The 16065-nt window shown below is 70.1% G+C and carries 11 protein-coding genes and 1 pseudogene; 7 read left to right on the forward strand and 5 right to left on the reverse strand.

Annotated elements, in window-relative coordinates; translation table 11 throughout:
* Nucleotides 1–3 precede the first annotated feature (3 nt).
* From FBY23_RS10920 to FBY23_RS10935, 4 genes are all read left to right on the forward strand, one after another.
* Nucleotides 4–6141, forward strand: coding sequence for an Ig-like domain-containing protein (locus FBY23_RS10920; RefSeq protein WP_141798168.1), 6138 nt, complete (start codon nt 4–6; stop codon nt 6139–6141).
* Nucleotides 6142–6167: 26 nt separating this feature from the next.
* The gene (locus FBY23_RS10925; RefSeq protein WP_141798169.1) at nt 6168–7139 is read left to right on the forward strand and encodes a MoxR family ATPase; all 972 of its coding nucleotides are present in this window, start codon (nt 6168–6170) and stop codon (nt 7137–7139) included.
* A complete protein-coding gene (locus FBY23_RS10930) occupies nt 7136–8422 on the forward strand; it encodes a DUF58 domain-containing protein (RefSeq protein ID WP_141798170.1) in 1287 nt (428 codons plus the stop codon). The genes FBY23_RS10925 and FBY23_RS10930 overlap by 4 nt, the downstream gene beginning before the upstream one ends.
* Nucleotides 8423–8492: 70 nt before the next feature.
* On the forward strand, nt 8493–10940 hold the full coding sequence (locus FBY23_RS10935) for a transglutaminase domain-containing protein (protein WP_141798171.1): 2448 nt from the start codon (nt 8493–8495) through the stop codon (nt 10938–10940).
* Nucleotides 10941–11521: 581 nt separating this feature from the next.
* Here the strand turns inward: FBY23_RS10935 and FBY23_RS10945 are convergent.
* The 5 genes and pseudogenes from FBY23_RS10945 to FBY23_RS26925 all read right to left on the reverse strand — a co-directional run.
* A complete protein-coding gene (locus FBY23_RS10945) occupies nt 11522–12283 on the reverse strand; it encodes a hypothetical protein (RefSeq protein ID WP_141798172.1) in 762 nt (253 codons plus the stop codon).
* Between the two features lie 7 nt (nt 12284–12290).
* The gene (locus FBY23_RS10950) at nt 12291–12698 is read right to left on the reverse strand and encodes a hypothetical protein (protein WP_141798173.1); all 408 of its coding nucleotides are present in this window, start codon (nt 12696–12698) and stop codon (nt 12291–12293) included.
* Between the two features lie 610 nt (nt 12699–13308).
* Nucleotides 13309–13752: a transposase gene (locus FBY23_RS26915; RefSeq protein WP_396954512.1), complete on the reverse strand. Its 444-nt coding sequence runs from the start codon at nt 13750–13752 to the stop codon at nt 13309–13311.
* A complete protein-coding gene (locus FBY23_RS26920; RefSeq protein ID WP_396954478.1) occupies nt 13658–14050 on the reverse strand; it encodes a transposase in 393 nt (130 codons plus the stop codon). Before FBY23_RS26920 ends, FBY23_RS26915 begins: the two co-directional genes overlap by 95 nt.
* A 109-nt stretch (nt 14051–14159) precedes the next feature.
* Nucleotides 14160–14411: pseudogene (locus tag FBY23_RS26925) on the reverse strand (transposase); the annotation flags it as partial.
* Nucleotides 14412–14748: 337 nt separating this feature from the next.
* On the opposite strand from FBY23_RS26925, the gene FBY23_RS10960 reads away from it, so the two are divergent.
* The 3 genes from FBY23_RS10960 (at nt 14749) to FBY23_RS10970 (ending at nt 16062) form a co-directional block, all read left to right on the forward strand.
* Nucleotides 14749–15102 (forward strand): DUF5994 family protein, encoded by a 354-nt coding sequence (locus tag FBY23_RS10960; RefSeq protein ID WP_141798174.1) that lies wholly within the window; start codon nt 14749–14751, stop codon nt 15100–15102.
* A 67-nt stretch (nt 15103–15169) separates the two neighbouring features.
* On the forward strand, nt 15170–15745 hold the full coding sequence (locus FBY23_RS10965; RefSeq protein WP_141798175.1) for a DUF5994 family protein: 576 nt from the start codon (nt 15170–15172) through the stop codon (nt 15743–15745).
* Entirely contained in the window at nt 15742–16062 is a 321-nt protein-coding gene (locus tag FBY23_RS10970; protein ID WP_141798176.1) for a hypothetical protein, read from the forward strand. The genes FBY23_RS10965 and FBY23_RS10970 overlap by 4 nt, the downstream gene beginning before the upstream one ends.
* Nucleotides 16063–16065: the final 3 nt, after the last annotated feature.

Consider the following 16065-nt stretch of genomic DNA (forward strand, 5'->3'; position numbering starts at 1 on the left):
ACGATGACCAGGATCCGCCGATGGCGCCGTACGGCGTCCGCCACCGTCCTCGCGCTGGTGGTGGGCACGCTCGTGGTGCTCGCCTTCGAGCACGACGGCAAGCCGTTCACCGAGGTCGACCTCAACGACGGCGGCGTGTGGGTGACCAACAACCAGCTGGGACTGGTCGCGCGGCTGAACCCGCAGATCAAGGAGCTCGACCTCGGCGTCGACGCCGGCAGCACCGACTTCGACATCTTCCAGCGCGCCACCAGCCTGTACGTCGACGACGACTCCACCGAGCGCATGGTCAAGCAGGTCGACGTCGTCCGTGCGAACGTGCTCGACCCGACCTCGCTGCCGACGGGTGCGATCGTCGCCAACGGCGGGTCCACGTTCGCCGTGGTCGATCCGGTCAGCGGCGACGCCTGGGTCCGCTCGGCCGAACGGTTCCGCGGGTTCGCCGCCAAGGAGACCACCCCCGACCTCAAGCACGCCCTCACCGCCGCGGTCGGGACCGACGGCCGGGCGTGGGTCCTGGGCCGCGACGGCAAGGTCACCTCCTTCACCCTCGACGAGAGCGGCGCCGCCGTCGAGGGCGACACCCACGAGCTCGGCAAGGGCGTCGGCACGGACCCGGCGATGGTCGCACTGACCGTGGTCGGCGACGTCCCCGTGCTCTTCAACCGGTCCTCCTTCGAGCTCTCCCGCCCCGGCACGAAGCCCGTCGTGCTCGAGACCGCCGACCCGTCCGAGGTCGAGCTGCAGCAGCCCTCCGACGAGAGCGACGACGTCTATGTCGCGACCCGGGAGGGCCTGCTGGTCACTCCCGTCGGCGGCGGCGAGGTGCACGAGGCCAGCAGGGGCAGCGTCTCGGGCCGGCCGGCCGCCCCGGTCCAGATGACCGACACCGGCTGCGTCTACGCCGCCTGGTCGGACCCGGGCTCGGCCCACAACTACCTGCGCGACTGCGCGGGCAGCGACCGCGACGACACCTTGCCGATCCCGGGGATGCAGCCGGGCGCCTACCTCCAGTTCCGGGTCAACCGCGATGTCGTGGTCCTCAACGACTCGGTGACCGGCGACGCCTGGCTGGTCCAGGACCCGGGCAAGGCCAAGATCGACAACTGGCCCGCGGTCGACCCGCAGAACGAGAACAAGTCCAAGCTCAAGGAGATCAGCGAGGAGGTCCCCGAGCAGGAGAACCGCGCGCCGGAGCCGGAGGACGACCACCTCGGCGCCCGGCGGGGCCGCACGACGGTGCTGCCGGTCGTGGCGCTCAACGACCACGACCCCGACGGCGACATCATCAGCATCGCGAAGACGACCCACGTCGGCGGCCCGGAGCTGGAGGTCAAGATCGTCGGCGGCGGCACCCAGCTGCAGGTCACCGTGCCCGGCGACGTCACGGGCACCTCGACCTTCCGCTACTACGTCACCGACGGCCGGGTCAACGAGCAGGTCTACGCGACGGTCACCCTCGACATCGAGGAGAACGACAAGAACGTCAAGCCGGAGCTGATGCCGAAGCGGGACCCGAAGCTGACGGTCGCCAGCGGCGCGAGCTCCAGCTACTACCTGCTCGCCGACTTCTACGACAAGGACGGCGACGACCTGACCCTCACCTACGCCGACGCGCGCGGCGGCGAGGTCGAGTACCGCCCGGACGGCACCATCACCTTCACCGACAACGGCACCGGCGCGAAGGTCACCGAGATCGACTACACCATCGAGGACGGCACCACCGTCTACGACGGCAAGCTCCCGGTGGAGATCCTCGGCGACACCGCGCCGCCCGAGCTGATCCCCGACCTGGCCTCCGGCATCGCCGACACCGCGGTCGTCGTGCAGCCGCTGACCAACGACCGCAACCCCGAGGGCACCGACCTCACCCTCAAGAGCGTCAAGGTGCTCGGCGACGACGCGGGCACCGAGATCTCCAAGGACCTCGAGGGCGGCACCTTCACCTTCACCGCCGACAAGGCGCGCAGCTACTACCTCGCCTACACCGCCTACAACTCCTCGGCGACCAGGTCCTCGGTCATCCGGCTCGACATCGAGTCGCCGCCCAAGGACAACCGGCCGCCGATCGCCGTACGCGACAAGGCCGCCATCACGCCGGGCGGCAGCGCCCAGGTCGACCTCCTGCTCAACGACCTCGATCCCGACGGCGACGTGCTCGTCGTCAAGCGGGTCGGGCCGCCGTCGGTCCCCGGCGTGAAGGTCTCCGTGGTCGACAAGCGGATCGCCGTGGCCAGCTCGACGGCCGACCTCACCGGCCGTCCGGCCACCGTCGACTACTGGGTGTCCGACGGCCGCAGCACCGTCACGGGCCAGCTGGTGATCACCCAGCGGCGCTCGACGAAGGAGAACCGGCACCCGATCGCCAACAAGGACCAGGTCACGGTCCGCGCCGGTGCGGTGACGACGATCCCGGTGCTCGCCAACGACTCCGACCCCGACGGCGGCAAGCCGCGGCTGTTCCAGTCCGACCTGCGCAACGAGGACCTCGACGTGTGGGTGGCCGGCGACACGCTGCGCCTGCGCGCGCCCGAGGAGCCCGGCAACTACTCGGTCTTCTACGGCGTCCGCGACGCCGAGGGCCTCAAGGCCTCCGCGGAGGTCGCGATCTTCGTGATCCCCGACTCCGCCAAGAACAACCATCCGCCCCTGCCGCAGCCGATCACCGACCGGGTGATCGCCGGGCGGCCGAAGGTGATCGGCGTCGACCTCGGGGGAGCCGACCCCGACGGCGACTCGGTGGCCTTCCGCAGCATCCTCACCGCCCCCTCGCTCGGTCGTGTGATCGACACGGGCGTCGACTGGATCCGCTACGAGGCGTTCGACGACAAGTTCGGCACGGACTTCTTCCAGATCCTGGTCCAGGACAAGTACGGCGCGACCGGGGTCGCCGAGGTCCGTGTCGGCGTGGTCCCCGAGGAGACCGAGAACCAGGCGCCGGTCGCGATCGACGACAGCGTGCTGGTGCAGCCGAACCGCACCATCTCCTACAACGTGCTCTCCAACGACGCCGACCCCGACGACGACGCGCTGCGGATCGAGTCCCTCAACCCGGACGACAAGGCCAAGCACGACAACGGCTTCGTCGAGCTCGCCGTCGGCGACGCTCCCGAGACCGGGTCGGCGGCCACCAACCTCGGCTACACCATCGAGGACGCCGCAGGGGCCAAGGACAACGCCGTGCTCAAGGTGACCGCGAGCCGCGACGCGCCGTTCTATGCGCCGATCGCCCGCGACGACGTGGCCGACCTGGGCGACATCATCGGCCGCGACCCCGGCGAGATGGTCGAGGTCCCGGTGCTCGACAACGACCTGGACTTCGACGGCGCGAAGGCCGACCTGCGGGTCACCGGCTGCGACGCGGGCAGCAAGGGCATGTGCGAGGTCGCCGCTGACGAGGCGAAGGTGCGGATCGAGCTGGCCGCCCAGGACCAGGTCGTGCTCTACCAGCTCGACGACGCCGACGACGAGTCCTCCGGGACCTTCGGCGTCATCTACGTGACCGGCACCGACAACGTGCCCCCGCAGCTGACCACCGACAAGGACCTGGTGCCGGTCAAGGCCGTCGCCGGCAAGCCGGTCACCTTCGACCTCAAGGACGTCGTGGTCACCCGCGCCGGCCGCGAGCCGCAGATCGTGCCCGACTCCGTGCCGTCGGCCGTCAACGGCCTGGTCGAGGTCTCCGAGGCCTCGCCGACCTCGCTGGTCTTCACGCCCACGCGCAACTACGTCGGACCGGCCTCGGTCACCGTCAAGGTGTCCGACGGGCGCACCGCAGCCGAGGACGCGGCGCTCACCTCGCTGCTCACCGTCCCCGTCGACGTCGAGCCGTCGGGCAACGTCGCCCCGCAGATGCGCGACGCCTCGATCGACGTCACCGAGGACGGCGACGCCGGCGAGGTCGACCTGTCCGGCCTGACCCGCGACGCCAACAAGGACGACCTGAAGTCGATGACCTGGTCGGTCGAGTCGGCCGACAACGGCCTGGACGCCCGGATCGGCTCCGACAGCAGCATCTTGAGCATCAAGGCCGGCGGCGGCGTCAACGACGGCGACGCGCTGCAGGTCAAGGTGCTCGCCGACGACGGCCACGGCGGCACCGACGAGGGCGTGGTCACCGTGCGGGTGGTCGGCAGCGACCGTCCGCTGCTCGACATCCCGGCGATCAACCTGACGGCGACGCGCGACGAGGAGACGACCGTCGACATCGCCGACTACGCGGTGAACCCCTATCCAGGCGAGCCGATCCAGGTCCGTGAGGCACGGCGTGACGGCGGCAGCGGCCGGCTCGAGGGGGTGAAGACCGACGGCTCCACCGTCCGGTTCACCCCCGTCGAGACCGGTACGTCGATCCTCCGCGTCACCGTCGCCGACGCCTCCGACGATCGCGAGCGCGACGCCACCGCACGGATCACGGTGACCGTGGTCGCCGTACCCGATGCGCCGGACCGGCCGTTCCTGTCGTCGGTGGAGGCCTCCTCCGCGGTGCTGACCTGGCAGGAGCCGGCGACCAACGGCGCAGCGATCGACCAGTACGAGGTCTCGGGCGACAACGGCTTCAAGCAGACCTGCACCGACACCACCTGCCGGCTGGTCGACCTGACCCCCGGCAAGGCCTACACCTTCCGCGTCCGGGCCCACAACAGCGAGGGCTGGAGCGAGCAGGGGCCGGCCTCCGAGCAGATCATCCCCAACAAGGCGCCGGAGCTGATGTCGCCGCCGACGATCGTGGTGGAGTCCAAGCCCACCGGGGGACGGATGGACCGCCAGCTCACGCTGCGCTGGTCGCCGCCTGCCAACGAGGGCTCGCCGATCACGTCGTACGAGATCAAGGAGGCGGGCAGCGCGACGACCTGGACCGCCGGTGGCAACGACACCTCGCGCGTGATCCCCGGCCTCGACAACGGGACGCCGTACGCCTTCGAGATCCGGGCGGTCAACGACGTCGAGCCGCGCCGCCAGTTCTCGGGACCCTCGAAGGCCGTCGCGCCGTTCGGCGTACCGATGAGGTCCGGTGTCGCGCCACAGCTGACCGCCAGCGAGGACGGCGCGGTCAGCCAGGACCCGTGGGTGCGCATCGACTGGTCTCGGTGGTCGGAGTCGCAGAGCAACGGCAACGCGGTCTCCTCCTACGAGATCACGTGCAACGGCTGCAGCCGCTCGACGTACACCGTCGACGGGTCGGCGACCTCGAAGACCTTCGACCCCAGCGACGGGATCCAGAAGGGCAAGACGGTCACCTTCACCATCGCCGCCACCAACGACGCGGGGACCAGCGACCGCAGCCCGAGCGTCTCCGGACGTCCGTGGACCAGGTCCGGGCCGGTCCAGAACCTGACCGAGGTCGGCACCTCTCCCTCGGACCGCACCGCCGTGATCGCCTGGGACCCGCCGGCCGACGACGGTGGTCTCGCGATCCGCCACTACGTCGTGCAGTCCGGCGGCACCTACCAGACCTTCGACAGCGCCCCGGGTGCCGGTGGACGCGCGATCACGTTCGTCGACAACGGCAGTCACGACGTCAAGGTGTGGGCCGTGACCTTCAACGGCAACAGCGCGGTGGACGGGCAGACGGCGACGCGCTACGGGGTCAAGACGTGGGGACAGCCCTTCGCGCCGACGAGCTCCGGCTCGGTGGAGAGCAACTACTACCGCATCGACCTGCCGATCGCCGAGGGCCGCGAGAACGGCATGCCGGTCACCGGCGTCGAGATCAGCGTCGACAACGGCGCGTTCACCCCGCTGACCGGCTCCGGCTACGGTGAGGTCGTCGACCAGGGCGGCACCCAGCGCACGATCCGGGCCCGGACCGTCTCCACGGCCGAGGGCGAGCGCAAGTACAGCCCCGTGGCCACCTTCATCGCCAAGTCGAAGCCGAAGGCGCTGTCGGTCAGCATGGCCTGCAACAGCAACAACACGAGGTGCTCGGTCAACCTCTTCGCGGCAGGCTTCCTCCAGCAGCCCAACCCGACCCACTTCACCGTGTCCGGCGCCAACCTGCTCAACAACGACCCCGCGACCTGCAACACCGACCAGTCCGTCAACGGGGGCTACAACGGCTCCGGGTTCGGCAACTGCTACTACGACGGGCCCGGCAACGTCAGCATCACGGTCGCCGGCATGACAGCCAAGAACTACTAGTCCGTCGGGACAACGGAAAGGACACCATGTCGCTCACCACCGAGGAGACCGAGTGGTTCTCGCAGACCTTCGCCCAGCTCGTCGCCAACGTCGAGCAGGCGATCGTCGGCAAGACCGAGGTCGTCCGGCTGGCGTTCGTCACGCTGCTCGCCGAGGGGCACCTGCTGCTCGAGGACTACCCGGGCACCGGCAAGACCTCGCTCGCCCGCGCCATCGCCCAGACCATCCAGGGTGACCACCACCGGATCCAGTTCACGCCGGACCTGCTGCCCAGCGACGTCACCGGCGTCACGATCTTCGACCAGCGCTCCCAGCAGTTCGAGTTCCACCAGGGCCCGATCTTCTCCAACGTGGTGCTGGCCGACGAGATCAACCGCGCCTCGCCCAAGACCCAGTCCGCGCTGCTCGAGGTGATGGAGGAGAACCAGGTCACCGTCGACGGCGTGACCCACCAGGTCGGCCAGCCGTTCATGGTCATCGCCACCCAGAACCCGATCGAGCAGGCCGGCACCTACCGGCTGCCCGAGGCCCAGCTCGACCGGTTCCTGATCAAGACCTCGCTCGGCTACCCCGACCACGAGAACACCGTCCAGATCCTCGCCAACGCGCCGAAGGGCAAGGCGGCCACCGTGCTGCGCGCGATCATCAGCGGTGACAACGTGCTCCACCTGATCCGGCTCGCCCAGCAGGTGCACGTCGAGCCGACCATCTACGAGTACGTCTCGAGCATCACCGAGGGCACCCGCGAGGCGCCCGAGGTCGTGCTCGGCACGAGCGTGCGCGCCGGCCTCGCGCTGGTCCGCGCCGCCCGGGCCCAGGCGCTGTCCTACGGCCGCAGCTACGTCGTGCCCGACGACGTGAAGACCCTCGCGGTGCCGGTCCTGGCCCACCGCATGGTCCTCGACCCCGAGGAGGACTTCCGCGGTACGACGACCCAGGACGTCGTGCGCCGGGTGCTCGAGCGCGTCTCGGTCCCGCTGGAGCCCGCCCGTTCATGAAGGGTCCCCGCTCCTGGGCGGCCGGCCTCCGCCGTACGCTCACCGACCTCTCCCGGCGCCGCCAGGCGCTGGCCGGCCGACTGCGTGACGGCATCGCCGAGCGCACCCGGCGGGTCCGCGGCGTCGTCGAGCCGATCACCCAGACGGTCACCCCGGCCGGCTGGGTGGTCGCGGTGATGGCGCTGGCGCTGCTGGTCGCCGGCCCGATGCTGCACTGGCGCGAGCTGGTCGTGGCGGGGGCCTTCCTGGCGCTGGTGCTGCTGCTCGCCGTGGTGTTCGTGATCGGCCGGCTGCCGCTGCTGGCGCGACTCGACCTCGCCCGGGACCGGGTGATCGTGGGGGAGCGGGCCAACGGCTACCTGACCGTCGCCAACCCGAGTGCGCGGCGATCGCGCTCGCTCGTGGTGGAGTTCCCGGTCGGCGCCGGCCGGGCGGCCTTCGAGCTCCCGGGCCTGGCGCCCGGTGCCGAGCACGAGGAGCTCTTCGCGGTCCCCACCGCGCACCGCGCGGTGCTCGACGTCGGCCCGGTCACGGCGGTACGTGCCGACCCGCTGGGCCTGCTGCGCCGTGAGCGGCACCTCAGCGAGATGGACACGCTCTACGTCCACCCCAAGACCCTGCGCGTCGAGGGCTCCGCGGCCGGCCTGGTCCGCGACCTCGAGGGCCGCACCGTGCCCAAGGTGTCCGACAACGACGTGTCCTTCCACGCCCTGCGCGGCTACGTCTCCGGTGACGACCGGCGCCACATCCACTGGAAGTCCAGCGCCAAGACCGGCACCCTCATGGTCCGCCAGTTCGAGGAGACCCGGCGCTCCCACCTGCTCACGATGGTGAGCTCCCGGCTCGAGGACTATGCCAACGACGACCAGTTCGAGCTGGCCATCTCCGTCGCCGGCTCGCTCGGCACCCAGGCGCTCGCCGACGGCCAGCAGCTCAGCGCCGCGTCGTCGCACGGCTCGCTGCCCGCCACCAGCGCCCAGCGGTTCCTCGACGGCCTGTCCGGGCTGACCTACGACTGGCAGGCCGGCCGTCTCGTCGACGTCGCCCGCCACCTCAGCGGCGACGAGCTCGCCGCGAGCGTGATGGTGCTCTGCATCGGGTCCGGGGTCTCGATCACCGACCTGCGCCGGGCGCGCCAGTACCTCCCCGTCGACACCCGGGTGATCGCGGTGCGCTGCCTGGTCGGCGAGGAGCCGTCGGTGCGCTGGCTCGGCGACCTGGGCGTCGCCACGGTGGGCCGCCTCGAGGAGCTCGGCGTCGCCGTACGACGGGTGTCTGCATGACGTCACCCCACGAAGTTCTTCGCTTCCCCCGCTTCGCTCCTCCAGCGAACAACTCCGCGGGGGCCCCGACATGAGCCACCCGATCGGCGCCCCCGTACCGCCCCCCGCGCGCGAGCGCAGCGGGCCGGTGATGATCGTCCCGCACCGACGCCGCGGCCAGGGCGCCCTGCCGTCGTGGTGGCTGGTTCTCGTCGACGCCCTCCTGGTCATCGGACTGGGTGTCCTGTGCGCCTGGCCGCTGGGGCAGGCCTGGACCGGCCACCGCTGGCTGGTCGCCGTCGTCGTCGGCCTGGCCCTCGGCGTTGCGGTCGCCTGGGCCGGGGCCCGGTGGCGGTTGGGGCCGTGGCTGACCGCGCTCCTCGTGGCCGCCGCCTACCTGCTCGTCGGGTCCGCCGTCGCGGTCCCCAACCGCACCCGCAACGGCTTCGTGCCGACCGCCGACTCGCTGCGCGACCTCGTGGTCGGCCTGGTGCAGTCGTGGCGGGAGTCGCTGACCCTGCCGGTGCCTCTCGGGGAGACCGGCGTCGTGCTGATCGTCCCGCTCGTGACCGGCCTGGTCGGCGGACTGGCCGCCGGCGTGCTGCTGTGGCGATCGCGCTGGCCGGGTCTGGCGGGCGTCGTCCTGGCGCTGGTCCTGGTGCTGGCCTCCGCGTTCGGCGACGTGAGCGCGCAGGCGGCGCTGACCCGCGGCCTGGTCGGCGCGGTCGTCGGCCTGGTCTGGCTGCGCTGGCGCTCGCTGCGCCACGTCCGGGCCCGCTGGGGACGCCGGGTGCTCGCCACCCTGGTCGTGGTCGGCGTCGCCGGCGGTGCGGCGACCGGGCTGGGTGCCCTCGCCGATCCCCAGGCCAACCGGGTCGTGCTCCGCGACCACGTCGACCCGCCGTTCGACCCCCACGACTACCCGAGCCCGCTGGCGAAGTTCCGTGCCTACAAGAAGGAGCCGCTGCGGACCGAGACCTCGCTCTTCTCCGTCGACGGGCTCGAGCCCGGCACGCTCGTCCGGCTCGCGGTGATGGACACCTACGACGGGATCGTGTGGAACGTCTCGGGCGGCCCGAACGCCGCCCACGACTCCGGCACCTTCCGCCGGCTGCGCAACGACCCCGACGCCAACGCCCGGGCCACGGTCCGCGGCGAGATCACGGTCACCGGTTACACCGGCGTGTGGGTGCCGAGTGTCGGTGAGACGCTCTCGATGACCCCGGTCAGGGACGGCCGCACCGACGGCGACGCCGCCGCCGAGCTGGTCATCAACCGCGAGACCGGCACCGTCGCACAGATCGGCGGCGTCGAGACCGGCACCACCTTCGAGGTCGAGGCGATCGACCCGCCGCCGCTGGTCGACGAGGAGATCGCCGTGCTCGCCGCGGACCGCTCGGTCTCGCTGCCGGCGCCCGCGATCGTGCCCGAGGAGCTGGTCGACCGGGTGCAGCGCTGGCAGGTCGAGGACGCCTTCGGCGGTGGCGACGGCGGTCCGCTGGCGCAGTTCCTCCGCGACGCCTTCCGCGAGCACGGCTTCTACTCCGACGGAATCGACGACGACGTCCCCGCCGGTCACGGCGCCAGCCGCCTGGCCGAGCTCGCCAAGACGCCGACGCCGGTGGGCGACGCCGAGCAGTACGCCGCCGCGATGGCCCTGATCGGCCAGCGGATGGGCCTGCCGATCCGCGTGGTCATGGGCTTCAAGGTGCCGCCGGGCGGGGGAGAGGTCCGCGGCGAGAACGTCAGCGCCTGGACCGAGGTCAAGCTCGCCGGCGCCGGCTGGGTGCCCTTCGACCCGACCCCCCCGGAGGAGAAGAAGCTGCGTCGTCCCAACGACGACCCCAACGAGGACCCGCAGCCACAGGTGCTCCAGCCGCCGCGCGTGCCAGGCGAGCCGAAGGAGGCCAGCGACAACCTCCAGCAGGGCGACGGCCAGCGCAAGGAGCTCGACGTCCTCGCGGTGCTGGGCACGATCCTCGGGATCGCCTTCGACATCGCCAAGGTGGCGCTGCTGCTCTCGCCGCTGTGGGGTGTGCTGCTGTTCAAGTTCCTGCGTCGGCGTCGTCGACGCCGCGCCGACGACACGACGCTGCGCCTGACCGGGGCCTGGCACGAGCTCGCGGACCGGGTGCGCGACCTCGGCGTGCGGCCGATGCCGGGCGCCACCCGCCGTGAGAGCGCGTACGCCGTCGCGGAGCGCTACGACGCCGTCCCTGTCGTCACGCTCGCCCACACCGCCGACCGCCACGTCTACGGCGACGGGGAGCCCACCCCCGAGGAGGCTCGCGCCTACTGGGCCGACGTCGACACGGCGCTGCGCCGCATCCGCAAGGCGACGCCGTGGTGGCGCCGCCTGGTGGCCCGGTTCTCCCTGGCCTCGGTGCCGTGGCGCTCCGGCCTGGAGCGGCTCCGCTCCGCGCTCGGGCGGCGGGTCCGTGGTGCGGGGCGCTGGTTCGCCGGGCTCGGCCCGGTGGTCCGGGTCCGCGCAGGTGGGCGTCGCCTGGTGCGGGGAGTGCTGGGGATCTTCCGCCGCTGAACGGGATCGATCCGGGGTGCGGGGCGCAGAGGTCCGTTCCTGCGGCAGGAGGGACGACCCCAGCCGATTTCTGGAGCCCACCTCCCGGCCAGGGCCTCGCCGTCGTGGGCCCGAGATGTCGGCGCCGGACGTCGACTGTCTGTGCACTACCCCTTGCGGGCGCGAGCAAGCCCTGAGGCAGGTCGGCGACAGAGTCCCGTGGGGTGGTGGGCTTTGAGGTGATCCTCGGCGCCTACCCGCCGCTGTCGATCGCGGTTGCCGACGCAAGATCTCGTTCTCCTGCTCCAGCAGCCGGATCCGCTCCTTGGCCTCACGCAACTGGGCGTTGTCGGCCGCGGTGGTCCCAGGCTTGATCCCGTCCTCGACGTCGGCGGTCTTCATCCAGTTCGTCAGACACGACTCGCTGATCCCGAAGTCGGCAGCGATCTGCTTCAAAATGGACGCCCGGCTCACGGTTCCTCGCGACACGGACCACTTCGTCGCGGAACTCCTTGGGGTACGGCTTCGGCACAGTGCACGTCCTTCCAGCGGCGCCCCTCGGCACCACAGATCAGCTGTGACTATCCGTGCAGCAGGCCCAACTAGCCCTTCGCTGCTGTTTCTGCCTCTGCGGCGAGCTTGCCGAATGTGTAGCCTCTCCAACTGCTCATCTCGCCACCTGGTGTGGTCTCGAATGAGATCGCTTGGGGGAGGGTGCCCCGGACGACAATCGCATCCTCGGCGATTCCCGGTGCTGGTTCGACCCGAACTAGGGGGCCCGGAGGGGCTGCCCAGCGTTCGCCCATCACAACCACCCGGGTTGCGGCTGGAAGCGCCTTGGCGAAGGCGTCAAGCCCGGTGATGGTCGAAGGAGCGCCTGCCTTGCGGGTGGACTGGCCCTTCTGGTCGATGACCTCAATCCCTCTAGAAAGCGCGACATAGACGTACTCCTGGTCACCAGTGCTCGGCGGTCGCCGGTAGGTGTGACCGACCTTCACCCGCACCAGAGCGAACTTCTCCCGGATGTCTGGGTATCCGAGTCCAGATTCGGACTCGAGCACAGTCGGACCGTCTTCGATTCCGTCGATCGTCCCGGTGACGGCGATCGTGATTCCGGGGACCTTCAGTAGAGCTTGGGGCGACGGGAACGATTCTGCGTCGATGCTGCCGCCGGCAGCGAGAATTGAAAGGTCGACCTTAGAGCTCTGATCCGCCGTCGAGGAAGCCACTGCGGGATCTCTCGCCGCATCGTCCGTTGAACATCCAGCGAGCACCACTGCTGCTGACGTCAGCGCCACAATGTGCCTGCTCCTGCCCTTGATCGCGGCCCGCAACTTGCTCTGATGTGCACCTGTCTTGGTCATGTTTCTCTCACCACCAGCTCTGTACATGGGCGATGTGGTGGGCACCGTACGTGCGGGTCCACGCTTGGCCACCACCCTGGTACCCCGAGATCATGCAGCTGTCGTACGAGTCCGGAGACGCGTAGTAAGGATCGCCGTTCCCATAGTGGGCCATCCCGGCCGTGTGGCCGATCTCGTGGCACACCGTCTTTCGCGCCGCATATTCAGTCACCCCGCCGTAGTTCCTGAGCTCGGAGAAGTTGATCCTGACGCGCCAGCGATCACAGAAGCCCGTCGACGGATTGGTCACGGCGCACTGCGTCGATCCCCAGGCCTGAATGCCGAGGAACTCCTGACCGATACGTACGTCGGTGCCGGTCTGGCAGGGACTGTGCATGGCGACGCCGACTCCAGTTTGAGACTGGAAGTTGGTCATTGACGCGATCGATTCACCTTGAACCGTGCCGTTCGGAGGGTAGTCCGGCGCCCAGCAATACGTATGGGTCCCTCTGTCCGGAACAATGCCCGGAGCGGGCCATATGTCAGCCCTGGCAGGTGTCGCTGTGAGGGTGATCGTCAGCGCCGTCGGCACTGTCAGCGCTTGGAGAAGAAGTAGGAGCCGGCCGGCGGGCCGGCGTCGCCTGGTTCTGGTTGGGTTCATCGACGTATCTTCCGAGAGCGTGTCCGCGTATCTCAGGAGATCGCCGGACGCCAATACGACGTCGTGGGCCCCCCGCTTTGGTTCCTAGATTTTTGCGCGAGGGTTTACCAGAACACGCAGGTTCGAGGCGGGCATCCCCTCGAGTGGACTCCCTGACGGTTGGTCGCGGCGGCGGCGCCTGGGTGGGCACGACGGCGTGGCCGTTGAGGAACGCCTCGGTCGCATGGGGGTCTTCTCCATTCTCGATTTTCCAGGGTGTTGCGAGGATGAACGGGCACTCCGGGGAGGTGCGCACTGGCACCGTGTGAGGTCGCGGCCGTCGCGGTCAACGGGTCGGGCTGATCTGGGCCCGAAGTCCGGACACACGTCCGGTGAACCGAGGGATCTAGGCGGTCAGCGACCGAAAGAGTCCCGTGGGGTGGTGGGCTTTGAGATGATGCGCTCGCGGGAACGTCGCGAACGCCAGCACTTCGGCCTTCGCCTCGTCCATCAGCGGACCGATCTTGGGGAACGACTTGGTGAGCTGGTCGCGGACCTCGTCCCACGCAGGGCGACCGCGTCGGCGTCGGGTTGTGCGAACGCGGGGCGGAACACTGCGGCGACCATCCCATGACGGGTGGACGTGCGACTTCGGTACGTGGGCGAGCAGGTTGCGGGCGAAGTGCACTCGACACCGCTGGTGGCCAGCGCCTTGGAACGACCGCTTCAGGGCCTTGACCGGGCCGGCGTGCTGATCACTGATGACGAGCTTGACCCCGTGCAGTCCGCGCTGCTTCAGCGTGGCGAGGAAGCCGCGCCAGAACGTCTCGTCCTCCCCGATCTGCGCTATCGCCGACGTCGAGCCCGAGGACTTCGCGTGAGCCGTCGGCGGCGATCCCGGTGGCGACCACGACCGCCATGGACACCACCTGGGAGGTGATGTTGCGGACGTTGAGGTAGGTCGCGTCGAGGTAGACGTAGGGGAACTCGATGTGGTCCAGCGGCCGGGTGTGGAACGCCCCGACCTGCTCGTCCAGGCCGGCGCAGATCCGGGACGCTTCGGACTTGGAGATGCCCGAATCGGAGCCCATGGCTTCGACCAGGTCGTCGACGCTGCGGGTGGATACGCCGTGGACGTAGGCCTCCATCACGACCGCGTACCACCATGGCAGGGCTTGGTCGATGCGGCGGCGGGGTTCGGAGGATGACGGGTAGGAACGATCCCTTGCGGAGTTTGGGGATGCGCAGCTCGACGTCGCTGGCCTTGGTCGTGAGCATCCGTGGCCGGTGGCCGTTGCGTTCTGTGACCCGTTCGGGGGTGCGTTCGTAGGGTGCGGCGCCGATGCGTTCGGTCGCTTCGATCTCGATCAGTTCCTGGAGCGCGACGCGGACCGATTCACGCAGGTCGACGCCGTCGCCGGTGCGGAGCGCCTCGAGGAGCTCGGACAGGGCAGACTGGGGCAAGGCAATCAGTGGTTCTCCTTCAGTGCGTGCTTGGCCGTTACACACCGAAGATCCCGCCGATGGCCGTCTACCTCAGACAGCCCCGCCGTGGTCCCTCAAACCCACCACTCCCGGGGACTCTTACCAGGTCGTCGTCTCGGCAATCTCCGGCGATCGGGCACGGACGCTCGCATGCTCGAGATTGTGGGCGCGGCCCGCAAGGTCGGCTGGCGCTGTCCCCGGATCGAACGTGGGCGGGCCTGCCTGACGTACCGTTGGCTCAAGAGGCTCCTGCGGCACGTCCGGTGCCGTGATGAGCGCGACGAGAGGCGGCACCATGGGTGCGCCCAGATTCCACTACCCACACAGGTATCCCGACGCGCTCGGACTCCTGAGACTGCGGTTGACCGACGCGCCCCACGGTGCCGTCGCCGACGGGATCTGGCTGCCCTACGGCCGCGACCTGGTCCGCGAGGGAGCGCACCTGATCGACGAGTTCCCGGCGGATCGGGGTCGCGTCGACCGCCTGGTCTACGCTCCGGGCGACTGGGGCGTCGCCGCGAGCGAGATCTTCACCCGGCACGGCCGGGTCAAGGTCGGCTTCCTTCCCGAGGCCCGCGGACGCGGGGTGGTGCTGATCCGTCTGCACACCTCCGAGGTGCTGCGGATCCGCATCGTGTGGCCGGACAGGCTCCGTGACGAGGTGTTCGATCCGGACGCTGCCGCGAAGCCGGAGGGTGTTGGCGATGCACGGTAGCGTCGGAGGTGACCGGTCACCCTGAGGCCCACTCCTGGACGCCCGGACCGGTCGAGAGGTGGCCGTCATGACGACGCCAGGCACACCCGCTCTTCCCGCCCCCGACCTGACGGAGGGTCGTGGTCCTGCGCAGGCGCCCGTCCGCCAGCCGCTCCGGCTTCGCATGGCCCGGAAGGGGGAGGGCAACCGGCTCGACGGGGGCTGGTGGCCGCAGAGCCGGGACCTCACGGTGGAGCTGGCAGACCTGGTCGACCACTTCCCGCTCGCCAGCGGTCGCGTGGTGCGAGCTCTGTTCTCCCCACCCGACTGGGATCCCGCGCCGCGGAAGGTGGGCGTCGAAGGCGGGTACGTCAAGGTCGGGTCGTTCCCCGGCGATGACACGCACCTCATCGACCTGAAGACTGCCGACCGCACCGTGCTCCACGTCCTCGTGATTCCTCCGGGTTTCAGCGAAGGTCAGGGCGCCGAGGCGCTGCTGGCGGCTGCGACACCAGGCAACTCGGATGCTGCCGGCGACCTGCTGTCCGTCGTGTCCGAGCATCAGGACGTCGATCCGGCCGACCACTGGGAGGACGACGGCGGCCACTGGTGGGGCGACGGCAGGGTTGCTCCGTCCTTCCGGACGGAGATCCGGAACGGATGAGGTTCTTGGTCGAGTCATCGGTTGCCCGAGAGGCGGCGTGGTGGCTCATCGACGACGACGGTCTCGTTCTCGCCTGGTCAGGCGTCACGTTCGCGAGCCTGGCGATCGCCGACCACGCGGCGCACCGGTTCCGGCTGGAGCCCGACGGCCGTGAGTTCCGGCTCCAGGAGCGTGCAGGGAGCTCGTGGCGCTGGACCGCCTGGGATGCTTCCGGTGAGCGGGTCGCCGTTTCTGGGGACTGGTTCGCGACGAGAGCAGAGGCCGGTGACGCGGCGAGAAGGATGGCCGGCCTCGCCGGCGCAGCCATCGGCCCGTGAGCG

The organism is Nocardioides sp. SLBN-35 (assembly GCF_006715725.1).
GTDB lineage: Bacteria > Actinomycetota > Actinomycetes > Propionibacteriales > Nocardioidaceae > Nocardioides.